Source organism: Agrobacterium tumefaciens, from assembly GCA_025560025.1.
In the GTDB taxonomy this organism is placed as follows: domain Bacteria; phylum Pseudomonadota; class Alphaproteobacteria; order Rhizobiales; family Rhizobiaceae; genus Agrobacterium.
In genome coordinates this window covers 35,971-60,527 of sequence record CP048488.1, presented here as the reverse complement: position 1 = coordinate 60,527, position 24,557 = coordinate 35,971, and the positions used below count along the sequence as shown (strand labels likewise).

Below are 24,557 nucleotides of genomic sequence, written 5' to 3'. Positions count from 1 at the left end.
CAGTTCGACGCCTGCATGCTTCAACGACTTCGCAAGGAGCGAAAACGATGGATACCTGCATTACAGTCTGGCAATGGCCACAGGAAGAACGCTGGTACGACGAAGGGGTCAGGCAGTCCTTGCGGCTGATCTCTGACGCGGGCTTTACCCATATCAACTGGAACCCTGACTCCGGAAATTCCTACATGCTCAGCGACGCCGAGATTGCCTTCACCGCTGAGATGGTCCACGCATCCGGACTTAAGGTGAAATCTCTTCACGGCAGCAACGGACGCAATCCGATCAGCGAAGTGCGATGGCGGAAAGACCGGCGTATAGGTATGGAAACCCGCAGAGACATTCTGTCCCCTCACGAGTGGCAGCGGAAAAGCGGTGTGGAGCTGGTCAGGAACCGGATCGACCTGGCCTGCGCATTCGGAGCGCCCGATATCGTCATGCACATCGATATCACGGATGAGGTGTTCCGCTCCAGAGTGGCAGAAGAAGCCTTTTTTGCCCCCTTATGGAGGTCGCTTGAGGAGCTTCAGCCATATTGCCTGCAAAAGAAGGTCAAGATTGCGGTCGAAACTCTGTTTTGCGCATCGGCTTCGAGCTTCCTGCAGCTTTACGAGCGGCTTTTTGCGCGCTTTCCGGCTGAGTTCATTGGCCTCTGCCTCGATACAGGTCATTGGGAAATGATTGCGCCCGGATCATGCTCCGTTGTGGAACAGTACGGAGATCGCCTTATCACCACGCATATCAACGACAATTTTGGCGCAACCGATGATCATCTGCTGCCCTTTGATGGGCGCATCGACTGGGAAGCCGTTACACGCGCAATCGCGGCAACAAAATACGAAGCACCGCTCAATCTGGAAACCCACATAGACCGATATGGCATGGCCGAGGGGGCATTTTATCAGCGGGCGCACAAAGTTGCCGTTCGGCTTGAAGAACAGATTTCGGCCTATCGAGGCATGCCACGCAATGATCGACAAGCTGGGCGAGTCCGCGGCGTCTTGTAACGCCGTCTCCCGCGCAAATGGTATTGCTAGGGAGGCGGATCCTTGCTGCTGCTGGAATTCGTTCCCCTTTCGAGTTAGTTATGCGCCGAGCCTTCGGGCGAAATCCAGAACAGATAATGGAATGGCATATGCTTGAAGTGCAGCAGAGACAAAATCTGAGTGCCGCAGCTACTCGGCTCCTGGACTATATCGAGCGACACCCGAACGCCGTGCTTGTCAGTTCCGCACTCGAGCTTGCTGCGAAAATCGACGCTTCCGATGCAACCGTTATACGGTCGATCCAGACGCTTGGCTTTGATGGACTACCTCACCTCAAAACCGTGATCGCGGAGAAACTCGATGAGGGTGCCCGTACACCGGTGGAAAAGGTGGGCGTGACCGTGAGTGAGCTGACACAGGATGGGGGCCGGCCTCCGCTCCAGATGGTGGTCGAGGCCTATGCCAGGACACTGGAGAGACTGTCGCGACCGGCATTGCCAGAGCAGTTTCAGTCCGCGGCGCTGCTCCTCAACGATGCCAGCCGGATCGGCCTTCATGGCGGCGGGCCGCTTGTCCGTCTGGCGCAGCAGACCTCAACGCATCTTGGCCGGATAGGCCGCGCGAATTTCGTGATGGAGGGTACCGGCCACGCCTTCGCCGACGCACTGCTCGGCCTGCAGCCGGGCGATGCTGTAATCCTCCTTGCCTACGGCAAAGTTCACAAGGAAAGCCTTCTCATCAAGGAGGAGCTTCAACGTATCGGTGGAATGCTCGTCGTCATTACCGACAACCCGACTGGTCGCCTCGCGGTCGGTGCTCAGTCCGTTCTGGAAGTACCACGAACCGAGGTCGGCAATATGACGTTCTATGGAACGATCCTGCTCGCCCTTGAGACCCTTGTCCTGTCTCTTACCCAGCTTGGCCCGGACCAGGCCATGGAGACGGCGCGCCGACTTCGCGATTTCCGCAGTGAACTGGATCGCAGAACCTGAAAGCCAGACGCTGCGTCGTCAACACTACGCCAATGATGATCAGGGAAGACCAACAATGACGCCAACGGCCGAAAAGCCGACTGGCCCAAGGAGATCAGCCGATATTTAAACTTGATCGTTATTATCATGAATGGTAACAGATACTACGCTGTGTAGTGGCTGGGTTCCGGAACACGACGCCATTCCACGGGCAGCGACGCGCCGGACAGGCTGGGGCTTCGTCCGGGCATGGTCGTCATGTCGAGTTTAACCCGAGGAGCCTATTCATGATTTCCCGAAGAGCGGTGCTTGCCGCGTCCGTGGCGCTCGGCGCCGTAACGACCGTGTTCGGCCGCAGCGCGTGGGCAAAGGAAGAACGTATCCTCCAGATCACCTCTCCTCGCGAGATCACCAGCCTCGAATTGGCTGACACCAGCTATCATTTCCGCCGGCTTCGGGTCGCCGAAACCCTGGTGACGATCGATCCAGATGGCAAGCTCGCCCCGGAACTCGCGAAAAGCTGGTCTGTGAGCGACGACGGTCTGAACTGGGCTTTTGTTATCCGAGAAGGCGTCCGCTTCCACGACGGTAGCGTGTTGACACCCGAACTGGTTCGGGATGCCATCGAAACCATGCGCAAATCGCGCAACAATACCGAGATGGTGCCGCAGCTGCCAATTTCGTCGGTCAGCATCGATGGTCAGACAGTGGTTGTTACTCTGAAGCAGCCGTTCAGCCTCGTGGCGGACTTTTTCACCGACGGCCCCGCCGTCATTCTGGCAAAGTCCTCCTTTGCTCCTGACGGAACCGTCAAACAAATCATAGGCACGGGTCCTTACAAGATCACCCGGATCGAGGGCAAAACCTCGGTGGATCTCGAAGCTTTCTCCGAATATTGGGGAACCCCGGCAAACATCTCCAAAGTTCATTTCACCGGCGCGACGTCGCCCGACACGATTGCCAACATGGCAGAAGCGGGTCAGGTCGATCTGGTTCTCGGTCTGCCGCAGGCCTTGCGCGACCGGGTCGAGGGCAGCGGCAAGGTAAAGGTCAAGCAGGTCCAGACTGCGCGGATCAACGGCGTCTTCGTTAATGCGGGAGACGTGCGCTTCGATGACCCTGTTGAGCGTCGGGCAATCTCGCTGGCCGTCGACAGGCAGGGGATTGCCAAGGCACTGTTCGGCAATCCAAAGGCCGCCGCCAACCAGCTCTTCTCTGCTGCCTTTCCCGACTGGTACGATTCCGATCTGCCGCAGATCGAACGCGACGTCAAAGAGGCCGAGCGGCTCTTGGCTGGGGCTGGCTGGACCAAGGGGTCGGACGGCGTCCTCACCCGCGATGGAACGCGCTTCTCGTTTGCGATGATTGTTGGCAAGCAGCCGGAAGTCAAATCTTTGGCGGAAGCGATCCAGGCGCAGCTCGCCGACGTCGGCATCGAGGTCAAGCTCGAAAACGGCAACCAGGGACAAGTTCTGGAGGCCGTCGCCAAGGGTAGCTTCCTCTTCGGCCTCACGCGACGAAACTATGGTGCCGTGCCTGATCCCGTCGCCACCCTGGTGCTCGATTATGCCGAAAGCAATGCGGCGAACGCTGTATGGAGCGGTGTGAACTACCGCAATCCGGACATGGAACAAGCCCTCAGCGAGTATCTTGCCGCTCGCAGCGAGGACCAGCGCGCAGCGGCTCGAAAGAAGATCCGTGCGCTCGTCAATGCCGATCTGCCGGTCATTCCGGTGGTCTGGTACGACTACAATGTCTCGATTTCCGACCGGATCGCTTTCGACAGCGTGCCAATCGATGCCCTCGAGGTCGGCTTCTGGATCGACCGCGTCAAATGGGTTAGCTGAGCATGTCGGCCATGCGCGGCATTGCCGGAGCGGTTATCGGTCATCTGTTGGCTGCGGCGGGCGTTGCGTTTGCAGTTGCCAGCCTCGCTTTTGTCGCAGTGCAGATGGCCCCGGGCGATATTGCGTTTCGGGTTGCGGAAGCTCGTTACGGCGAGCGGATTTCCCTGCAGACCGTGGATCAGGCGCGCCAGATGACGGGGCTGGATCAGCCTGTCATTCTGCAATATGGCCGGTGGGTCGGGTCCGTATTCACCGGCCAGCTAGGACGCTCCATGATCAGTGGCCGCGAGGTCACGCCGGAAGTGTGGCAGAGTTTTCGCACGACGATGAGCATTGCGATCATCGGGGTCGGTTTCGCTCTCGCCCTAAGCCTGGCAACAGGTTTTGCAGCCGGGATGCGGCGAGACAGCATTGTCGATCGGGGGTTTCTCGCCGTTTCCGCGGTCCTGTCATCAGTGCCGTCGTTCTTGCTCGGCATCATTCTGATAACGATATTTGCGATCGGCCTGCGCTGGCTGCCGGCGGCCGGCAATAACCTGCCCGGTTACGTGATCCTTCCCTCCTGCACGCTTGCGCTTGCGCTCCTTCCAGAGCTTTCGCGCGTGGTGCGTAACGCCGTGGTCGCAACGATGCAGGACTTCTATCCGACCTACGGGCGGATCAAGGGCCAGAGCTGGTTGCGGATCATCTTTACCCATGCACTGCGGCCGACCCTCGTACCGGTCATTGCCTATTTTGGGCCGCTGGTTGCTCATACGATCGGTGGTCTGGTCGTCATCGACGTGTTGTTCAACCTCGACGGTCTCGGAACTCGGCTGATCGATAGCGTTCTGGCGGCCGACATACCGATGGCGATGGGTGCAGGGTTGCTGATTGGCGTCCCCGTGGTCGCGATCAACGGCCTCAGCGACATCACGGTCAGGCTGCTCGACCCGCGGCTGTTTGTGGCGGGCCAACAGCCATGACGTTTTCATCGCTCGATCGGGTTGCCATCAAGCCCCGGCGCATGCCGCCACTGTCGATCGTGCTTTTTGGATTCATGCCTTTGGCTGCAATGCTGCTGGTGGGGTTGTTCGGGCCTCTCCTGTTGACCGTCGATCCCAATCGACAGGATCTCGGTGCCGCTTATGCTTCTCCGTCCACCGACTATCTTCTGGGCGCCGACAATCTTGGACGATCCATCGCAGCCCGGCTGGTTGCAGGAACACGCATATCGCTCGGAATTGCCTTTGCCGGAGTGGTCGCTTCACTGGCCACCGGTCTGGTGCTCGGATTTCTGGCCGCGTTTCGGACGGGCTGGATGAGGCAGGTCATCATGCGCCTGTCCGACGTGATCATCGCCTGCCCCAGCCTATTGTTCGTCATTCTGGTTTCCGGCCTGTTGGGCGGCGGGATCGGTCCGATTCTCTTTGGCCTCTGGATGTCGCAATGGCCAGGCTTCGCCCGCCTCACCGCAGCCATTACCGCGCGTGAACTGGCCACCGATCATGTCGAGGCCTCCCGTCTGCTCGGGTTCGGTTCGGTCTACATATTCCGCACACACGTCCTGCCGGCAATTGTCCCCTATCTTTCCTCCCTCGGCGTTTTGACTGTTGGCGCCAACGTCCTGACGATTTCGTCGGTCGGCTTCCTCGGTCTTGGCCTTCGTCCCCCGGATGCCGAATGGGGCGGTATGATCGCCGGAACCATGACCTTCTTCCGCACCTATCCTCACATGGTGCTGGCTTCGGCCGGTGCCATTCTGATCTGCACACTCTCGGCAACGCTGATCGGCGAATATTACAGCGCCCGTCGCCAGGGGATCGAGGAGGTTGTCTAGGTGAGCACCCTTGCTGTCGAACGGCTGACGATCGCAACGCCTGATCGTGTCATCGTGGAAAACATTTCGCTCAGCGTGGCTGCCGGCGAAATCCTGGCCGTCCTCGGCGAAACAGGCAGCGGCAAAAGCCTGATCGGCAGCGCCATCATGGGTCTCATTCCGGGCGGCGTTTCGGTCTCTGGCCGCATCATCGTCAACGGGCGCATCTATGACGCCGCCGACCGCACAGCACTTAGGTCTCTATGGGCGAAAGACCTCTTCCTGCTTCCCCAGGAGCCGCTCAACGCGCTTGCGCCCCTGCTGAGCGCAAAGTCTCAGGTCGGCGAGCAAATTCAGTCGCCACGACGATCACATGAAGCCGGCGCAGCACTCTCGGCCATGCAACTGGATGCTGAACACCATGACAAGCGTCCATTCGAACTGTCCGGAGGCATGGCGCAGCGTGTGATGGCAGCGATCGCTTCCGTGACCAGTGCCGGCATCGTCCTCGTAGACGAACCGACCAAGGGTCTCGATGCGGACCGGCGCGATGTTGTGGCCCAGGTATTCAGCGCGTTGCGAAAGAGCGGTCGCGCGATCCTCCTCATCACTCACGATATCGCGCTTGTCCGGTCACTGGCCGATCAGATCGCCTTTCTCGACGAACGCTCGATCATAGAGTCCGGACTTGCGAAAGAAATCCTGAGGGATCCCCGCACGGATTATGCGCGTCGGTACATCGCAAGCGATCCCGCAACGTGGGAACCCCGCCCCTATGCGCGGTCAACGACTGCGAAAGTCATCGAGGCCGATCACCTGCGCATCGGTATCGGCAGCAGAATTCTGGCGGACGATCTAAATTTTCATTGCCATGCCGGGCATATTTCGGCCCTCCTGGGCAAGAGTGGTATCGGAAAGACGACCCTGGGCAGAACGCTGCTCGGACAGGCCTCCCCCCTTGGGGGGATCATCCGGCGGCCGACAGCGGCACGTGGCGGCTCCCTTCAAAAGCTCCATCAGGATCCGACGCGGGTGTTCTCGCCGTGGCAGTCGCTCGGGCGTAGCCTCGAAGATTTGCGTCGCCTGCCAGACGGCGACCGCGGCTTCGGCGAAGTCCCCGGATTGATGCAGCGCTTTGGCCTGCGTCACGACTTGCTTCATCGCCGCCCGCATCAAATCAGCGGTGGTGAAGCGCAACGCCTGGCACTTGTCCGCATTCTAGCGATGAGGCCGACGATGCTGATTGCCGACGAGCCGACGTCGCGCCTCGATCCTCCGGTGCAGGAGCAGGTTATTCGTCATCTGCGCAAAGTCGCCGACGAGGACGAGTTGGCGATCCTGCTCATCACCCATGATCGGGACCTGAGCACAGCGATAGCGGACCGCCGCATGCTGATGGTGGCGGATGATAAGGCCCCCGCGTCGTTGATCGACGTCACGAGATCGAAACCGAGCACTCTTCCTACTTGACGTAATGGACATTACCTTCCCCGTAGTGTAATTTAAATAACGTAGTCAACGCTACGCTTCGTGAACGCCTCGGTAGGACATAAACATGCATTTTGACGCCCAACTCTGGGCGGCGACGAAGGGCTTCCGGGCCCGAATCGCCGCAGCCATCGCCCTCGGATTTGTTTCGCTGGCACTCGGCATCGCAAGGTTCATTATCCTCGGCTGGCTGATCGCGCGTCTGTTCGAAGGCGCGCCCTTGGCCGATCAGTTGGTTGCCATTGCCATACTCGTGGCGGTCATCCTGTCACGCATGGGTCTTGAATACTGGCGCGCGATGGTGGCGCATCGCACGGCAGCACTCATTCAGGACCGGGTCCGGCTCAGCCTCTTCGATCAGATCGTGCGGCTGGGACCGGCATGGCTCGCCGAGCGCCGGACGGGCAGTATAGCCCTTTCGACAATTGATGGTGTCGAACAACTCCAGGCGTTTTTCGGCCAGTTTATCCCACAGGTCGCCATCGCCTTTCTGGCGCCCGTGCTGCTGTTTGCGGTCCTGTCGTTCTGGGACGTCCCCGTCGCAGCCGTGATCTCGGTGGCCGCCATTCTCGCCTTGATCTTTCCGGTGGTCCTCAAGCGTATTGGCGAACAGTCGACGCTACGCCGCGTGCGCTCCTTCAAAGCCTTCGGTGCGGATTTTCTCGATGCCGTGCAAGGCTTGCCAACCCTCAAGGCGTTCGGCCAAAGCGCCGCGTTCGGCGAGCGGCTTGCCCTGAAAGCAAACCAGTTGGCCGACAGCACGATGTTTGTCCTGCAAGCTGCCCTTATGAGCCGGGCATTCACGGACCTCGCCATCGCCGGCGGTGCGGCTGCCGCCATTGCGCTTGGCGCGTGGCGCGTCAGCCACGGGGACATGAGTATCGAAGCCTTGCTTATCGTGTTGATGGCTGGGACAGAGGTGTTCCGGCCCTTACGCGATCTGCGCTCCCTACTCCATCGGGGCATGATGGCCAACGCAGCCGCCGTGGGGATCAAGGCGTTGCTGCAGGCGACACCACCGCGCCCACCACGCGAAACCTCTGCCACTCCGGATATCGAGCCGTCAATATCCTTTGATAATGTCCAGTTCAGCTATTCGGACGAACGCGGCGCAGCCCTGAAGGGCGTCTCTTTCGACGTCAGGGCAGGCGAGCGCATCGGCATTGTCGGCTACAGCGGTTCGGGAAAATCGACCATCGTCAAGCTTCTGCTGCGTTTCTACGACGCTGACACCGGTACGATCCGCATTGGTGGGCACGATGTCACAACGCTGGCTGCCGATCACATCCGCGATCAGATCGCCGTGGTCCAACAGGATACCTATCTTTTTTACGGATCGGTCGAAGACAACATCCGTATCGCCCGTCCCGACGCGACACCGCAACAGGTGGAGGCCGCTGCGCATGCAGCCAACGCCCATCAGTTTATTGCTTCGCTTCCGCAGGGCTATCGCACAATCATCGGGGAACGTGGCTTGCGACTGTCGGGCGGTCAACGACAGCGTATAGCGATTGCCCGCGCAGTCTTGAGAGATGCTCCCATTCTCATCCTCGACGAAGCACTCTCGTCGGTCGACGCTGAAAACGAAAGCATTATCCAGACCGCACTTGATGATCTCTCCAGGGAGCGGACGACTGTCGTGCTCGCGCATCGCCTGTCGAGCGTGATCGATGCTGACCGTATCCTCGTGGTTTCCGATGGCCTGATCGCCGATAGCGGCACCCATGCCGAACTGATCGCCCGCGACGGCCCGTACCGGAAACTCATGGCCGAACAGATCGAACTCAATGAAAGTGACGCCTTGCTGGACTTCGGCACGGCCGTCGCACCCGAGAAAGAACGCCCGGCCACTATCGCGACGACATCCTCGGCAAAACCTCAACTGACCGAAGGGGAGAGGATAGCAGCGGGCCTGACCTCATTCCAGACCTTGGGAACGCTGTTCAAACTGATCGGGCCCTGGCGCAAGCAATTGATCCTCACCGTCACCTCCGGCGTGGGACGTGTCTATGCCTTGATCGGCGTCAGCACGCTCAGCGCTTTGACAGTGGCGGCAATCAAGACGGGCACCCCATTCGGCTCGTATGTCGCCTGGATGGTGGCGCTGGTGCCTCTGGCAGCGTTCCTGCAATGGAATGAATCGTGGCGCTCCCACGACATGGCCTACAGACTGCTCGCCCAGATGCGTGTCGATCTCTACTACGCCCTGGAAAAGCTCGCGCCGGCCTATCTTCTGAAGCGGCGGTCAGGCGACCTAGTCTCCCTCGGAACGCAAGACGTCGAGACGGTCGAGTATTTCTTCGCTCACGTCGTGGCGCCGGCGATGGTGGCGCTCCTGATACCACTGACAGTTCTGATCGCTCTCACCTTCATCGCCTGGCCAACGGCGGTCGTGTTGTTGCCATTCCTGGTTTATGCCGCCCTCGCGCCAGTGTTTGAGCGACGCAAGGTTGATGCCCTCGGCGGCCAGGCTCGCGCCGAACTGGGTGGCCTCAATGCCTTTGTCGTGGACACAGTGCAAGGCATGGGCGAACTCATCGCCTTTCGCGCGGTTGCTGCGCGCCGGAAGGTCTTTCACGATCAGACGGCGGAGTATCAGCGCACGAGAGTGGCGCTCAATGCGGACCTGTCGTTCCAGACGGCCAGGCAGGAGGTGGTATCCGCCCTCGGATCTGCGGCAGTGCTGGTCACTGCGGCCTTCATGATCCATAGCCATGCGTTCGAGCCGACGCTTCTCCCGCTGGTCGCCTTGCTATCGTCCGCAGCCTTCCTGCCCGTGTCGGAACTGGCGCAGGCGGCACGACAGCTGGCAGACTCGATCGCGTCCACGCGGCGCGTTCATGCCGTCCATGTCGAGCCCATTCCGGTTGTCGACGGTCCAATGCTCCTGCCCGAAACAGCCGGTGGATCTGAGCTGGAATTTTCGAACGTCACCTTTTCCTACGACAAAGCCGGATCTACCGTGCTTGAGGAGATCGATTTCAAGGTGCCGGCCGGGGCGCGGATCGCTCTCGTCGGCTCGTCGGGAGCCGGGAAGACGACAATCGCAAACCTGGTGCTCCGCTTCTGGGATCCTCAGCAGGGAAGCATCACGATCGACGGCCATGATCTGCGCGAAATCACGCTCGACAGTCTCCGCGAACATATCGCGCTCGTCGCCCAGGATACGTACCTCTTCAATGCGACGTTAGCTGAAAACATTCGGCTCGCTCGTCCAGATGCCACTCAGGACGACCTGGACCTCGCCATCCAGCGGGCTGCTCTCACGGATTTTCTTGCGTCATTGCCCGCTGGTCTCGAAACTCCTGTCGGAGAGCGGGGCGTTCAGCTATCCGGTGGACAGAGACAGCGGATATCCATCGCCCGGGCATTCCTCAAGAACGCGCCTGTTCTGATCCTGGATGAGGCGACCTCGCACCTTGACGCAGCAAGCGAAGCACATGTGCGGGCCGCGCTCGATGAGCTCATGGTCAACCGGACCACCATTATCATTGCCCACCGCCTTTCGACCATCCGGGCAGCCGACCAGATCCTGGTGATGCGGGATGGGCGGATCGTCGAGCGGGGAAAACACCGTGATCTGATGAGCCTGGGTGGATTTTACGCCGAACTGATCGGCCATCAGTCCGTTGGATCGGTTCAGGTCGAATACGCAGCGCTTGCGGGTCAGTGAATGGGCGCCTTGGAATATGAATCTAAATAGAAGCCGACAACCGACGACACTGACGTTTCCCCTTCGGGTTTGTAGTGCGAATGTGGGGATGAGCAATGGCGTCGATGGCGGGGATCCAGAATGCGCCGAGCCAAGGCACATTAGCTCGATTGAATGTCAGAGACAATGACACGTTCAGCGTTCGAACCGCTCCGGCATCCTCTTGTGCATTTTGCAGCTGAAGATTGCGCGCCAGCTGCTCCCCCAGCAGTCTGATCTCCTCATCAAGGCGGATTGCATCGTCAGAAACGGCGGGAACGCCTGGAGAAGGTGGCGGAACGGCTTCAATCGGTTCCGCTTTCTTGCCGCGTGCTGCGCTTTCGCGCTGCACCTTCGCCAGTCTGGGAGGGTTTCAATGCGTCGCGTGCGACCGTACCGGCCCCATCGAATAAGGCCGGATCAGCCGCCTCCACTGGCCCGGCGCCGTCGGTATCTGCCGAGCACGCGTGTGCCCTGATCAGTCGGGGAAAGGCACACATCTCTCCTTCACGGCGGTGGCGCCGGAACCCTATGAGCTATCCGAGTCGGGTGACTGACTGGAAGGCGACATGTCTGGGATGTTCACCGATATCTCCCATGCGGGAGGGTCTAAGTCTCAATCAGAATTTCGGGCACCACCTCTGGAAGGATGGGGGTGCTGATCGGTGTGTAGAGATCGACATCAGCCGCAGTTCGCAACGTTGCGACAAGTGCATAACGAACCGCTCTATCACCCCTTCTCTGACCTGTATTCTCGCGCCACCATCCGCCAGTCGGATAGATGGCGATAGCGTCACGCTGGGAGAGCTCGACGGCGTTTCCCTCCCAGATATCCCCATGCAGCGATCCCCGATTGCGAAGAACGGGACCAAGCGTCCAGCCTGCGTCTCCCGCCGCCCTTGCCGGCGGCCTGGCCCCGGCCGCGGCATTGATGCGACGCAAGAAGACATCGGGGCGCTCGTCGCCCGGTTTCAACGCAAACCGCAATCCATGCGAAGCGTAGCTGTGACGGCGTGTTTGGCCACGCTCCCCGGGATTGGGCTCAATGAAATAGCTGAGCGTGATCCGCAACTGGACCTGGGTTTCACCAAGAGCCTCGAGCTCCGCCGTCGGCCAGGGAAGCGCGTGCAGGACCATGTCCTTGGTCTCGATCTTGCTGCCGACGGTCTTGAATGGTTGCATCTCGTTCTCGATGACCATGGTGACATCGTTATCGAGACTTCCAAGGGCGCGCACCAGTGATGGAACCCCGAAACCGTAACGCCGCATCAAGGCATTCTTGTTGATCCCGCCAAGATGGGCTTTCATCGTCGGTGTCCATTCGGCCGAATGGACGATCAGCGCTCTGACCGTCTCGGACCACAGATCAGGACGCTGCCCCAGGATCTGCGCGCCCATCCTTGCCGCGAGCGCAGTTGCTGCACTGGTCTCGCCCGTCGTGGTGAACGCGCGGTTCTCAGGTGTCCGGTAGGTCGTCAGCAACGCGAGATCGTCGAGGTGATCGCCGATCAGCGTCGCCGGATCTACGCCCAGATTGCCGCCCTCGAAGACAACATCGGGTTTGAGCGGCCAATCATAGTTCCAAGTGACGGAGGTACGGCTACGTGGCATGAGATCACCAACCTGGGCCATGACACCCCATCCGTTGAAGACGGGGTCGGTGATCGCCGTCTTCTCGGTAAATGCCCCGACCGTGAGCACATTCCACGCCTGGGCAGGACTTTCGATCGGCGTGATATCGTTGCGGACGAGATAATCGTTCTGATGGATATCCTCACGAATGTTGCCGGCGGAGACCGCAATCAGGCGTGGCGCATTATCGGCGCCATAGGCGAGTGCGTCGAGAGCCGCAGACCACGACGAAGGACGGCCGCGCCAGTGATCGCCATCACTGGTCAGGGCAAGGCAGATGGCGCGAGGCCGGTTCGGTGCAACGATCTCGGCACGCGCTATCGATTGGGCGGTGATGGCGCCGAAGAGATCGGGGTCATTTGCACCGTGGTCGGGCAGAATCTTTACCGACTCCAGTCGGTGCGTCAGGATGATCTGCCCCGCTCCGGCGAGAACATCGGTCAGGTCACCATAAATGGCAACGCCGGAAAGCTGGGTCCCATGGCCGCCGTGCCCCTGATTGCTCGTGTCTTCGACGTTCCAGCCGGGATCGAATGCCTGCTGATCCACTGCTGCAAGCGCCGGGAGGATCAAAGGGTGACGGCGGGTAGAGCCTGAATCGAGCAGGCAGACGGCGGGACGGTCACCATCGGGGGCCACAATGCGGCCCGCCGTCTCCGCGGCCCAGGCGCGTTGCTCGGCGCCGTCCATCTCCATAAAGAAAGCCGGTGTATCGCGTGCGGTTCTTAGCTCTGCGATCGTGTCGGTGTGCGCAATGATCCGCCCGAGGGTTTCAGCGCTCGCGTGGACGATCAACACCTCCCGCTCCGGAAACTGAAGGGCGTGTTCACGCACCGGAAGCTCCAGTCGCTCAGCCGCAGCCGCAAAGGTGTCTCTGGTCCCGAGACGCAGCCAGACCTCCCACCAGATGGCCGTACCGGGTACCGGAAAGAACGCCTCGTCATCCGTATAGAGGGATCTGGCCACCGCAAGGCGCGCGGTCTCAAGCGAGGCCACGAGCACTTCATTCTTGGGTCCGTTGTTTCTTTCGACGATCTTACCGTCGACCTCGACCTTCTGGATCCGGTCCTGGTCGCGATATTCGGCCACCTTCTTCAGGTAATAGTCGCGCTGCCGCTCGGGAACGAAGACAGTGGCAGCAATCGTGTTTCCTCCCTCGCCTATCGGGCGGACGCTGACGAGTTCGATCGGAAACTTGCCCTGGCGGTTTTCGAGCTTATCGACGATCTCGCTCTGGGATGAAGGGAGTTCGAACTCAAGATAGAAACCTGGCGTTCCACCCGCAAGGTCGGGCTCGCGAGCTCTCAATTGCGCTTCCGCGTCTGCCACAGCGCGGGTAAGGGCTTCTGTCAGCTTTACAGCATGCTGAGCCCTATCGCGCACCGGCACGGTTGTGCCGCCACCTCCGCCTCTGGCGGTGTAGTCCTGGATGTTCCCGTGACCGGGCAAATAAACGTGTGGGAGTGGACGCGGTGGTTCTTCTGCCATCGATTATTGCGACGCCGCTCCTTTGCGTTCGGCTATCGCGAGGGACAGATCATTCTGGGTGATGCGGTCCCGGTCGGACAGGACGACGAGTTTCGCGGCGTCGGCCGCAGCGCGGGCAATCTCGGCCTGGCTCAAACCGGCAGCATCTGTAACCGCTTTTGTCCAGTCGATATCCCGGGTGTCAAAGCTGGAAAGGCGCGCCTGCAAGATCCTCATTGCGACTTCAACACCTGGCAATGCGTACTCGACAACGTCGTCGAACCGTCGAAAGAGCGCCGGATCGAGGAGTTCCGGGTGATTGGTCGCTGCCACTACCAGCCCGTCACTCTCATCCTCCTCGAGGAACTGAAGAAACGAATTGAGGACGCGTCGGATCTCTCCGACGTCATTCCGTTCCGCCCGCTTCGCGCCGATGGCGTCGAACTCGTCGAAGAAGTAGACGCCTTTGGTTTCAGCCATGGCGGAGAACACGAGCCGCAACTTCGAGGCGGTCTCCCCCATGAACTTCGTCATCAAACCATCGAGTTGCACAGTGAACAACGGCGTATGGAGTTCACCGGCGAGCGCAGCCGCGGTCATTGTCTTTCCGGATCCGGGGGGACCGATGAGCAACAATTTGCGCCGTGGGGCGAGCCCATGGCTGCGAAGCTTATGTTGTTGTCGCTGCTCGAGAATAACGCGCTTCAAACGAGCTTCGAGCTCTTCTGGAAGGATCATGCTCGACAACCGAACGTCAGTGTAGCGGACCGCAACCAGGTTCGCGAGGTCACCGCGTGGCTGCGCAATAGGAACAGGGGCTTTCTTGCGCCCGGAGGTACGATCCTTGTTGGCGCGCGCTGCATCGACAAGCTCGCGGAGTTGCACAGCCACCTTTCCATGACCCCTACGGGCCTCACTTGCTGCAGCCTGCAATGCAATCGTCAGGAACTGCTCGTCGTCGCCTTCGACGTGGCTCTTCAGCAGCGAGATCAACTGCTGCGCCGTGGTCATGACGACTGAGCTCGGTTCATAGATCGAGCTCCTTCTGATTGAATGGTCCACATTTGCGTCATCGTGTCCCTCTCGCGGTGACTTTTTGGCACTTTCGAGAGATAGACGCCTCTCCCAAAGAACTGGTTAAAATCCAGTTTAATGATCGCCATAGCGAAAAGCAATTTGAACGGAGCAACAGTTCCCAACATTTGAGACTGCAACGAGAGCAAATTCTTTCCTATCAGCTTGATGGATACATTCGCATGGTTATCCATCTATCTCACTCGGCATTGCGTTAGCGATCGAGACCAGCGTCGAACGCATCCAAGCGGGAGCCCGGACCGCATTGGATGCTAGCGTCTTCTTGTCGCTGGCCGACAGTCGACGCGAGGCGATCTGCGCAACGTCGGCGGCACGCACCGCCCCGACGTGACGAAGGGCCTGAACAACTGTGCCGGCAGCACTGCCCGGAGCAATAAGGTGCTTGGGCGAAGCGTGGCGCAGATCAACGACGCGCTTATCGAGCACAACACGGCGCGACGGGCCATCAGTCAGATAGATGCTATGTGCGGGGACCTGTGTTGACAGGCCAAGGGCATTCGCCGCGCGCGCACCGGCGATCTGCACCTGAGATCCGGTCTCCCGCGCCAACGCTTTCGCCACATCGTCAGGCCTAGGCGAAAGGGCCCCAAGTTGCGGATGAACCTTTGGGAAGTCGTACAGGCCTCGCGTCAGGCGCCGAAGCTTTCCATTCCTGGCCAACCGAGAAAGCGCTTGGTCGACGGCCGCGCGCGCGGCCACGTCCAGGAAATCACTGGGCGTGAAGACACTGCCGCGCCCGCCGGCACGGGCACGCTTCATAATTAGGTCTGGAACTGATGTCGCGAGGGGTTTCATGCGTCAGAAATTAGGCTATATTTTTCTGACATTCAAGAGCGCGCTTCATGTTCGAACAATATGAGTAGATCCAAGGCGACCATTCACACGGTCGTCGTTCAGTCTACTGCCGGCACGGCTCTGCTTTCTTACATACGAAAGCAATGCCTTGAGTGCGGCGGAGATATTCCGGTTCTTTGGATAACACAGCATGAACCCCGGATGGGGGGCGACCCAGCCTTCCAGGAGTGAAATCAGACTGCCGTCGTCCAGAAAAGGCTTCGAAATTGGCTCTATGCCATAGCCTATGCCCTTGCCGCTGAGAGCGGCTGAAAGTGTGTAGGTCGAATCCGACACGATGAGCGAACCGCTGACAGCAACCTCGAAGCGTTCTTGACCGCGCTGAAACTCCCAGGGGTAGATTGCTCCGGTGTGGGGGCCTCGAAAGTTGATGCAATTATGATGAACGAGGTCTCCCGGTTCAGAGGGCGCCCCGAAACGGGCGAGATATCTTGGTGAGGCGTAGACAATGCGCTTTAATTCCGGTCCTAACCGAATAGAGACCAGATCGTCCTGGATGCTCCGGTTAGGGATGACCGCAGCATCAAACCCGGACACCGCGATGTCGACGAGCACATCTCCAATCGTGAGATCGATGGTAATGTCCGTGTAAGCGGCTTCGAAGCCATTAAGAAGCGGTTCCATATAAAGCCGCATCGGCATACGCGGGACGCAAAGCTTCAGCGTCCCGGAGGGCTTTTCCCGAGGCTCCGTCAGGTCCTCCATCAAGGTGTCGAATTCGGACATCATTGGCCCGAGGCGCCGGGCCAATCGACTTCCAGCTTCGGTCAATCTGACCGTTCTCGTCGTACGCTGCAGCAGTTTCGTCCCAAGCCGCCCTTCCAGAACCTGGATTGTGTAGCTGAGAGTGGAAGGCGCGATTTTCAGGGCTGCTGCGGCCCGAACGAAACTGCCGGAATCCACGATCATCATAAAAGCACGCAGATTGCCAAAGTCGGTGCCCCGCATTCTTCGAACCTCTCGAATAGTGAAATCGATAACAAACATATAATCGACAGGAATATGCACCAAAGTCTATATAATTAGTAGACTTTTGCTTCCTAAATAGGCCCGCCGCCCGCAATTTGAAACCGTCTGTCATGGGCGCGGCACCTCCTTATTCCTGAAGCAAAGAACGATATGCAACGAGAACTTCATTTCACCGCAAATTACAATCTTGGCCTCGGCTTGCACCCAGCGCGATGGCGCCTCATCGACAACCCCGCGCAGTTTCTCGATGTGAACGCTCACATCGAGGTCGCGCAGATCGCGGAGAAGGCAGGTTTCGACGCTGTTTTTCTATCGGACTTCCAAAGCCTTCCGATGGAGCCGCCAGTCGAACCGTGGCACGCACTCGATCCATTGCTGGCACTTTCGGCGATAGCGGCGAGAACTGAATCCGTGGGACTGATCGCCACTGTTTCCACGACATTTTCCGAGCCCTACGAACTCGCCCGCAAGCTCTCTTCGCTCGATCATATCAGCGGTGGCCGTGCTGCCTGGAATATTGTGACAAGCTATCTTCCGGAAGCAGGCTGGAATTTCGGCATGGACCTGCCGACGCATGACGAGCGTTACGACCGTGCGGAGGAGTTCGTGAGCGTTGCAAAGGCTCTCTGGGCAAGCTGGGGAGACGGTGCGCTATTACTCGACCAGGCTGGCGGCACGTTCGTCGACTGGAAGAAGGTCAGCCATCTCAACCATGTTGGAATGCATTTTAAAGTCCGTGGGCCCTTGCAGGTGCCGACCAGCCCGCAAGGAAAGCCCATCCTGGTACAAGCCGGATCCTCCGAGGTCGGCCTTAGCTTCGGCGCAAGGCACGCCGACCTGATCTATAGCCTCCAGACCAACCTCGAGGCGGCCCAGGCGGGTTACAGAAGGACGAAGGATGCGGTGCGCAAGGCGGGGCGCGATCCCGACCGGACGCTGTTCATGCCTGGAATCTATCCGGTCGTTGGCTCAACCGAAGAAGAGGCGCTCAGAAAAGTTGAACGACTCGACGCGCTTCGCGACCTCGCCGCCGATGCGCGCTGGTTCGGGATTCGTCTTGGTGTCCCTCTTGGTGGCGAGGACCTCGACAAACCGGCTCCGACCCGCGCTCAGGCTGACTTCACACCTGCGGTTTCAACCGGGATTTCGGAATCCACCTGGCAGATGATCGAGCGGCGGCCCGGCGCGACGCTGCGGGAAATCCTGCTCAGTTCGCAGGGACGCAACCGCTTTATTGCCGGGACGCCAGAGAAGGTCGCCGATGAGATTGAGTTGTGGTTCCGCAGCGGTGCGGCTGACGGCTTCAATGTCAGCGCCACGCATTTTCCCGATGGCTTCAGTTCGTTTACGGAAAGCGTCATCCCCATCCTGCAGCGACGTGGCATCTTCCGGTCGGAATATCGGCACAGCACATTGCGCGGAAACCTGGGGCTCGGTGAATGACGCGCGACCCTCACCACACGCTCACATCCACGGAACTAACGCAGAACGATCCGGTCCCGTCACCCGCTGATTTTGACGAAAGCCCAGTCGCGCGCATCTTCCGGCAGCCGACGATGCTCGGCCTCTTTCTGCCACTCAATGCCGGTGGCTGGAGTGCGTCGCATCTGCCACGCACGACGTCATGGGATTTCGGCTACAACCGCAACCTCGTACGAATCGCTGACGAACTCGGCTTCGACATCGTCTTTGGACTGTCGCAATGGCTTCCGAAAGGCGGGTTCGGCGAAGTACTGAACGGCACCTCTCTCGACCCCTTCGTCACCATGGCTGCGCTGGCGACAGAGACGAAGAATATCCTGCTCGCATCGACCGTGCATATCCTGTATGGACCTTGGCACCCGCTTCATCTGGCGCGCGCCGGCGCCACCCTCGATCACATCACAAATGGCCGCTGGGGCCTCAATGTCGTGACCGGTCATCGCCGGATTGAACACGAGATGTTCGGCGGCTCGCAGATCGAGCACGATCAGCGGTACAGGCTCGCCGACGAATTCGTCAATGCGCTGAAGGCATTGTGGCGCTCGGACGAGCCCGTCACCTTTTCCGGTAAATCGCCATGGCGGATCAAAGAGGGCTTCATCACGCCGAAGCCGCGTTTCGGCCGACCCCTTCTGATCAGCGCGACAGGCTCGCCCGCCGGCATAGACTTCGCTGCGCGGCAATCGGATATCGTCTTTGTCACTAGCCCCGGCGGGGGCAGTTTCGAGGCAGCGCGGGCGTCGCTCGGCGCCCATACCGCCACCGTCAAGGCAGCTGCGGCTCGAAACGGGCGCACAATCCGCGTCATCCTCAATCCAATCATCGTCTGTCGCGACACGGATCAGGAAGCTCAGGAATACTATGGCGCGATTGTTGCCGCCGTCGAGCAGAGGAATGTCGGCGGGCTGCATAACATTGCTGACACGAAGGATTTCGACAAACGGCTGGTCAGCGACGCGCAGGCGTGGGCGAAGAGCAACGATGTAAACTCGGTCGATGCGATCGCTGTCGGGGGGAATGTCCGGCTCGTCGGCTCGCCTCAACGGATCGTCGAACAGCTTGCCGCTTTGCATGCCGAAGGAGTGGACGGTTTCCACATCTCCTTCTTCGACTACCTGCCCGACCTCACCCATTTCGGACGAACCGTTCTCCCGCTGATGCGGGCAGCCGGTTTGCGGCTCTAGGGGTGATGAGATGACAGTTCAACAAAAAATCGCGTCGGGCCGATCAAGCGGGAGAACGGTGTCGCAAGAGCGTCTCAACCAGCTCAGTGAACAGACGCGTCGCGCAATCGCGCAGCTCGAACCGGTCACTCTGGATTGGGTTGCTCCGGTCGCCACAGATATGGACGTTGCCGTCATCGGCGGTGGTCAGAGTGGTGTTGCCATTGCGTTTGGACTGCGCCGTGCCGGCATCCGACGGGTGCAGGTTTTCGATGCCGCCACGCCGGAAACAGCGGGCGTCTGGAATACCATAGCCAGGATGCACACGCTTCGCGCGGGCAAGGGATTTACCGGTCTCGAACAGGGCATCCCTGAACTGACATTCGAGCACTGGTACGTTGCGCTTCATGGTGACGCCGCATTTGCCGCAATGGCGGAAATACCCCGCACCGTCTGGCTCGACTATCTCAACTGGTATCGCGAAACGGCGGGGATCGACGTGCGATGGCAGCATCGCCTGATTTCGATCGATCCGCGTTCGGACGCCGAAAACGCACCGCTCAATCTGCGCTTTGAACTGCAGGACAAGGGCGTGATAGATCTGTCAACACAGACGATCGTACTGGCAACTGGCCTGGACGGCTTGGGCGAACCCTATATACCGTCGGTTCTTTCCCACACTCTTCCTCCCGACCGCCTTGTCCACACGAACGACCTCATTAATTTCTCTAGCCTTCGCGGCTTGAGCGTGGGTGTGGTCGGAGCGGCCGCATCCGCGTTCGACGCAGCGGCTGTCGCGCTGGAACATGGTGCAGCGAGTGTTCATCAATTCGTCCGACACGGCGATCTCGTAGAGGCCAACGATCAGGCTGCCGCCAGACCCTCGGCTGACAAGCTGTTCTTTCCGGAATTCGATGATGCAATGCGATGGCGTTTGATTTTGGAGCGCCGGCGACGCAGCTCCGCGCCGGATGCGGCCATCGCCCGGGCCTGCCAGCATCCGAACCACTATCTCCATTTCAACGTTGCGGCAGAACAGATTGTAGCTCTTGGCGACGATATCGTAGCGAGAACGACGACGGGCGATATAATGCTGGACACGGTCATTGCCGCGACCGGCTATAGGCAAAACGTTTATGCCCGGCCGGAACTGACCGCCGCGGCTCCCCACATTCTCCTCTGGCAAGACCGCGTTGCGGCGGCGGAGAGGGAAAGCGGCTGGTCTTCGCATCCCTATCTTGGGAAAGGTTTTGAATTGCAGGAGATAGAGCCTGGTTCGGCGCCATGGCTTAAGCGTATCCATGTCTATACCTTCGCGGCGATCATCAGTCACGGCATCCATGCTGGCGATATCGGCAGCGCCGCGATCGCACTGCCCCGCCTGATCGCGGCAGTCGCTCGCTCACTCTTTATCCATGCTCGCGCGGACTACGAGCGGCTTGCGAGCCTCGGGCCGTCCATCGCGGTCGACCGCGTCGCTCCCTCACCCGTCTCCGGACCTTGGGAGGCAGCTCCATGAAGAGGCTTACGCGGGTTGGCCGCAGTCTGCTACGCAACCTCATTCAGGCGGTCCCGACGATGTTCGTCATCGTCACGCTCGGTTTCTTCGTGCTGCAGCTCGCGCCTGGGGATGCCGCCGATTACATGGCGGCCGAATCCGGTGCCGCCACGCAGGAAACGGTGGCCGACATTCGCCGGGCTTTCGGGCTCGATCTGCCGCTGCTCGATCAGCTTGCGAACTACTATACAAGTCTGGCGCATTTCAGTCTCGGCATATCTCCCCGCTACGGTGTCCCCGTCGCCGATCTCATCATGGAGCGTCTGCCGGGTACCCTGACGCTCATGGTTCTTGCGATCGTCATCGCCCTGCTGGTGGGGATCGCAGCTGGCACGATCATGGCACTGAACGCAACGCGCGCGGCCGATCGCATTCTTTCGGTGGCATCGCTGCTGTTCTACTCAGTCCCGACATTCTGGATCGGATTGATCTTCATCATCGTCTTCTCGGTGAAGCTCGGCTGGCTACCGGCTGGCGGCATGAAAACCATCGGCGCTTCCTCGGGGGGCTTTGGCTGGCTTATCGACCGCGCCTCTTATGCATTGCTCCCCGCGACGTCACTGGCGCTCTATTACATGGCGATCTACGCACGTCTCACCCGATCTTCTATCCTTGAGGTCATCGGGCAGGATCATGTCCGCACCGCAAAGGCGAAGGGTCTGGCGCCACGACAGGTTGTCCTTCGCCACGTGCTGCGCAACGCGCTCATCCCGATCACCACGGTGGCCGGTATCCACGTGGCCGGCATTCTTGGCGGCGCCATCGTCATCGAAACGGTCTTCAGTTGGCCAGGCATGGGTCGGCTTGCCTTTGATGCCGTCATGGCGCGTGAATATACGCTGTTGCTCGGCATCATGCTGGTCTCGTCTGTCCTGGTGATTTGCGTCAACGCTATCGTCGACATCATCCAGGCTGCCCTCGATCCCAGAATCGAGGTGCGCTGATGAGCGGCTTCGATATCGAATCCTCAACCGCACGCATGGCAGCCGGTGAAGCCCCCTGGAGCAACATCGGCAATCCTGTCATTGCGCGCTCGGTCCTGCGCGACTTTCTCTCGAACCCGGGCGCGACAGCCGGTCTCATGACACTCAGCATTATAATGCTCCTGGCGCTGTTGGCCCCGTGGCTGGCTCCGGGCGATCCGCAGTCGATTGTCGGCCCTGAGCGTCTTTGGCCCGGAGAAAATCCGGACTTTCTACTCGGCACGGATTCACTCGGTCGAAGCGTCTGGGCGGGACTGGTACATGGCGCCCGTGTCTCGCTGCTGGTGGGGATTTCCGCAACAATTCTCGGTCTGGTGTTCGGTGGACTTATTGGAGCCATCGCCGGCTATTGCGGCGGCTGGATCGACGATCTCATCGTCCGGTTCATCGAGATATTCCAGACCATTCCTAGCTTCGTCCTGCTGGTCGTTCTCGTCGCCTTCGCGACACCGACAATCGGTATGGTCATCGTCGGCATCGCACTTGTGTCCTGGGCGATGATCGCGCGTCTCACCCGCGCCGAGTTCCGCTCGATCCGGGAGAAGGATTTCGTCATGGCTGCCAGGGCGTCTGGCATTTCGGCGCCACGGATCATTCTGCAGGAAATCCTGCCCAACGCCCTGCCCTCGCTCATCGTGGTCTCATCGATCATGGTTGCCTCGGCGATCCTGATGGAATCTGCGCTGTCCTTCATGGGGCTTAGCGATCCGAATACCGTCACCTGGGGATCAATGATCGGCGCCAGCCGCGAGGTGATCCGCAGCCACTGGTACCTCACGCTCATGCCCGGTGGGTGCATCGTCCTCACCGTGCTGGCGCTCAACCTCATCGGGGATGGCCTCAACGACGCGCTCAACCCGCGGATCAGGCGCAAAGTCCGCTCGCGGAAAGCAGTGGAATGATGGCGATACCTTTGCTTGGTGTCCGCGACCTCTCAGTCCGATATCACAGCCGGAGCGGTGAAGCGGTTGCCGTCGAGAACCTTTCCTTCGACATCGCCGCCGGCGAGGCTGTCGCTCTGGTCGGCGAATCCGGTTGCGGGAAAAGCACGACTGCCCTTGCGCTGTCCAACCTCCTGCCGGACGAAGCGTCCAGCAGCGGCGAGGTGACCTTCGATGGCCTGGATCTCTTCCGCCTCCCACCCAAGGCATGGCGGCCCATTCTCGGACCCCGGATCGGCATGATCTTCCAGGAGCCGATGAGCGCTCTCAATCCGGTCTATACGGTCGGAGACCAGATCGCCGAGGTACTGCACGCCCATGAACGGCTGTCCCGGAAGGCTGCACGTTCGCGGGTTCTGGAATTACTCGATCTGGTGTCAATGCCGGAACCACACCGTCGTATCGCGTCCTATCCACACGAACTGTCCGGGGGCCAGAGACAGCGTGCCATGATCGCCCAGGCGATCGCGCTCACGCCGCTCCTGCTGATCGCAGACGAACCGACCACGGCTCTCGACTCGACGATCCAGAGCCAGATCCTCGAATTGATCGATCGTCTTCGGCGCGATCTGTCCATGGGCCTGCTTCTCATCTCCCACGATCTGACACTGGTGTCGCGCTGGACCGACCGCGTGGTCGTCATGCACAACGGCAAAAGGATGGAAGAGCTCAAGGCAGAGCATCTGTTTCAGGAGAGCCAGCATCCCTACACGAAAGGGCTGATCGGCGCATCGATCCGTCTCGGCGATGGGCGCCACGCTTCATCGGAGCGGCTGAACGAGATCCGGACCCACAGGAACAGCAACGGCACAACCAGCTTCGAGATCCGTAGCCCGCCGGTTGCAGCGGAACCGCGCACCAATGCAACGGCAGATGCGCTTCTGGAAGTCGAGGATCTCACGGTTCGCTATGACCCCGCTAGCAAGACACCGCCTGCCGTCGATCGTGTGACCTTCGAACTCCTGCGCGGCGAAACGCTCGGGCTGGTCGGAGAATCCGGTAGCGGCAAGTCTTCGCTTTCAAAGGCGCTCAGCCGTCTGATACCCGTTGCCAGCGGACAGATCCTGTTCGAAGGTCAGGACATCACCCACGCAGGTGGAGCCGACCTGCGCGCCTTCCGCGGGCGCGTGCAGATGATCTTCCAGGATCCTTATTCTTCCCTAAACCCGCGCCGGACCGTTGGAGATATTCTCGATAGCGTGCTGCATGCACACAAGTATCGCAATTCCGCCGACAGGCAATCGCGCATAAGCGAAGCTCTCGACCAGGTCCGCCTGCCACGTTCGGCGGTGGAGCGCTTTCCCCATGAATTCTCCGGTGGGCAGCGTCAACGGATCGCGATTGCCAGAGCCCTGATCGTGCGGCCCTCGCTCGTCATCTGCGACGAACCGGTATCGGCACTCGACGTGTCCGTTCAGGCGCAAATTCTCAACTTGCTTGCCGATCTCAAGGAGGAAGCCGGTCTTTCCTATCTCTTCATCTCCCACGATCTGGCTGTCGTGAAATACATCTCGGACAGGATCATGGTCATGAAGGATGGACACATCATCGAGCGCGGCAACCACCAAAATTTATGGAGCAATCCCTCCCATGAATACACGAGGAAGCTGATCGCAGCAGCTTCGTAACGGCAA

At 59.9% G+C, this 24,557-nt stretch carries 17 protein-coding genes and 1 pseudogene; 13 read left to right on the top strand and 5 right to left on the bottom strand.

What is annotated here, in order from left to right:
• The first annotated feature begins 47 nt into the window (after window positions 1–47).
• The 7 genes from FY152_25780 (at window position 48) to FY152_25750 (ending at window position 10,760) form a co-directional block, all read left to right on the top strand.
• Window positions 48–1,004 carry a sugar phosphate isomerase/epimerase gene (locus FY152_25780; protein UXS35566.1) on the top strand — a complete coding sequence of 319 codons (957 nt, stop codon included), beginning with the start codon at window positions 48–50 and terminating at the stop codon, window positions 1,002–1,004.
• Between the two features lie 116 nt (window positions 1,005–1,120).
• A complete protein-coding gene (locus FY152_25775; GenBank protein ID UXS35565.1) occupies window positions 1,121–1,975 on the top strand; it encodes a MurR/RpiR family transcriptional regulator in 855 nt (284 codons plus the stop codon).
• A 299-nt stretch (window positions 1,976–2,274) separates the two neighbouring features.
• Window positions 2,275–3,801, top strand: a complete 1,527-nt coding sequence (locus FY152_25770) for a hypothetical protein (GenBank protein ID UXS35564.1) — start codon at window positions 2,275–2,277, stop codon at window positions 3,799–3,801.
• 2 nt (window positions 3,802–3,803) lie between these two features.
• On the top strand, window positions 3,804–4,766 hold the full coding sequence (locus FY152_25765) for an ABC transporter permease (protein UXS35563.1): 963 nt from the start codon (window positions 3,804–3,806) through the stop codon (window positions 4,764–4,766).
• Entirely contained in the window at window positions 4,763–5,620 is an 858-nt protein-coding gene (locus FY152_25760; protein ID UXS35562.1) for an ABC transporter permease, read from the top strand. The genes FY152_25765 and FY152_25760 overlap by 4 nt, the downstream gene beginning before the upstream one ends.
• On the top strand, window positions 5,621–7,069 hold the full coding sequence (locus FY152_25755) for an ABC transporter ATP-binding protein (GenBank protein ID UXS35561.1): 1,449 nt from the start codon (window positions 5,621–5,623) through the stop codon (window positions 7,067–7,069). It begins immediately after the preceding gene.
• Window positions 7,070–7,154: 85 nt separating this feature from the next.
• Window positions 7,155–10,760 carry an ABC transporter ATP-binding protein gene (locus tag FY152_25750; protein ID UXS35560.1) on the top strand — a complete coding sequence of 1,202 codons (3,606 nt, stop codon included), beginning with the start codon at window positions 7,155–7,157 and terminating at the stop codon, window positions 10,758–10,760.
• Window positions 10,761–10,934: 174 nt separating this feature from the next.
• Here the strand turns inward: FY152_25750 and FY152_25745 are convergent.
• The 5 genes and pseudogenes from FY152_25745 to FY152_25725 form a co-directional block, all read right to left on the bottom strand.
• A pseudogene (locus FY152_25745) lies at window positions 10,935–11,209 on the bottom strand (hypothetical protein).
• A gap of 178 nt (window positions 11,210–11,387) precedes the next feature.
• The gene (locus FY152_25740; GenBank protein ID UXS35559.1) at window positions 11,388–13,898 is read right to left on the bottom strand and encodes a S8 family peptidase; all 2,511 of its coding nucleotides are present in this window, start codon (window positions 13,896–13,898) and stop codon (window positions 11,388–11,390) included.
• Between the two features lie 3 nt (window positions 13,899–13,901).
• Window positions 13,902–14,888, bottom strand: a complete 987-nt coding sequence (locus tag FY152_25735; GenBank protein ID UXS35558.1) for an ATP-binding protein — start codon at window positions 14,886–14,888, stop codon at window positions 13,902–13,904.
• A gap of 249 nt (window positions 14,889–15,137) precedes the next feature.
• On the bottom strand, window positions 15,138–15,731 hold the full coding sequence (locus FY152_25730) for a hypothetical protein (GenBank protein UXS35557.1): 594 nt from the start codon (window positions 15,729–15,731) through the stop codon (window positions 15,138–15,140).
• A gap of 81 nt (window positions 15,732–15,812) precedes the next feature.
• Entirely contained in the window at window positions 15,813–16,838 is a 1,026-nt protein-coding gene (locus FY152_25725; GenBank protein UXS35556.1) for a LysR family transcriptional regulator, read from the bottom strand.
• Window positions 16,839–16,946: 108 nt separating this feature from the next.
• On the opposite strand from FY152_25725, the gene FY152_25720 reads away from it, so the two are divergent.
• From FY152_25720 to FY152_25695, 6 genes are read left to right on the top strand one after another with little or no spacing between them, the layout of a single operon-like run.
• On the top strand, window positions 16,947–18,239 hold the full coding sequence (locus FY152_25720) for an NtaA/DmoA family FMN-dependent monooxygenase (protein ID UXS35555.1): 1,293 nt from the start codon (window positions 16,947–16,949) through the stop codon (window positions 18,237–18,239).
• The gene (locus FY152_25715) at window positions 18,236–19,462 is read left to right on the top strand and encodes an LLM class flavin-dependent oxidoreductase (protein UXS35554.1); all 1,227 of its coding nucleotides are present in this window, start codon (window positions 18,236–18,238) and stop codon (window positions 19,460–19,462) included. The genes FY152_25720 and FY152_25715 overlap by 4 nt, the downstream gene beginning before the upstream one ends.
• A 10-nt stretch (window positions 19,463–19,472) precedes the next feature.
• Window positions 19,473–20,960 (top strand): NAD(P)/FAD-dependent oxidoreductase, encoded by a 1,488-nt coding sequence (locus FY152_25710; GenBank protein UXS35553.1) that lies wholly within the window; start codon window positions 19,473–19,475, stop codon window positions 20,958–20,960.
• Window positions 20,957–21,943: an ABC transporter permease gene (locus tag FY152_25705; protein UXS35552.1), complete on the top strand. Its 987-nt coding sequence runs from the start codon at window positions 20,957–20,959 to the stop codon at window positions 21,941–21,943. Before FY152_25710 ends, FY152_25705 begins: the two co-directional genes overlap by 4 nt.
• On the top strand, window positions 21,943–22,884 hold the full coding sequence (locus FY152_25700; protein ID UXS35551.1) for an ABC transporter permease: 942 nt from the start codon (window positions 21,943–21,945) through the stop codon (window positions 22,882–22,884). The genes FY152_25705 and FY152_25700 overlap by 1 nt, the downstream gene beginning before the upstream one ends.
• Window positions 22,881–24,551 carry an ABC transporter ATP-binding protein gene (locus tag FY152_25695; GenBank protein ID UXS35550.1) on the top strand — a complete coding sequence of 557 codons (1,671 nt, stop codon included), beginning with the start codon at window positions 22,881–22,883 and terminating at the stop codon, window positions 24,549–24,551. Before FY152_25700 ends, FY152_25695 begins: the two co-directional genes overlap by 4 nt.
• Window positions 24,552–24,557 lie beyond the last annotated feature (6 nt).

Coding starts and splice junctions, on each gene's coding strand:
- FY152_25695 (UXS35550.1), top strand. CDS start 22,881: ATGATGGCGATACCTTTGCTTGGTGTCCGCGACCTCTCAGTCCGATAT.
- FY152_25720 (UXS35555.1), top strand. CDS start 16,947: ATGCAACGAGAACTTCATTTCACCGCAAATTACAATCTTGGCCTCGGC.
- FY152_25740 (UXS35559.1), bottom strand. CDS start 13,898: ATGGCAGAAGAACCACCGCGTCCACTCCCACACGTTTATTTGCCCGGT.
- FY152_25705 (UXS35552.1), top strand. CDS start 20,957: ATGAAGAGGCTTACGCGGGTTGGCCGCAGTCTGCTACGCAACCTCATT.
- FY152_25765 (UXS35563.1), top strand. CDS start 3,804: ATGTCGGCCATGCGCGGCATTGCCGGAGCGGTTATCGGTCATCTGTTG.
- FY152_25780 (UXS35566.1), top strand. CDS start 48: ATGGATACCTGCATTACAGTCTGGCAATGGCCACAGGAAGAACGCTGG.
- FY152_25710 (UXS35553.1), top strand. CDS start 19,473: ATGACAGTTCAACAAAAAATCGCGTCGGGCCGATCAAGCGGGAGAACG.
- FY152_25760 (UXS35562.1), top strand. CDS start 4,763: ATGACGTTTTCATCGCTCGATCGGGTTGCCATCAAGCCCCGGCGCATG.
- FY152_25730 (UXS35557.1), bottom strand. CDS start 15,731: ATGAAGCGTGCCCGTGCCGGCGGGCGCGGCAGTGTCTTCACGCCCAGT.
- FY152_25735 (UXS35558.1), bottom strand. CDS start 14,888: ATGACCACGGCGCAGCAGTTGATCTCGCTGCTGAAGAGCCACGTCGAA.
- FY152_25715 (UXS35554.1), top strand. CDS start 18,236: ATGACGCGCGACCCTCACCACACGCTCACATCCACGGAACTAACGCAG.
- FY152_25775 (UXS35565.1), top strand. CDS start 1,121: ATGGAATGGCATATGCTTGAAGTGCAGCAGAGACAAAATCTGAGTGCC.
- FY152_25700 (UXS35551.1), top strand. CDS start 21,943: ATGAGCGGCTTCGATATCGAATCCTCAACCGCACGCATGGCAGCCGGT.
- FY152_25750 (UXS35560.1), top strand. CDS start 7,155: ATGCATTTTGACGCCCAACTCTGGGCGGCGACGAAGGGCTTCCGGGCC.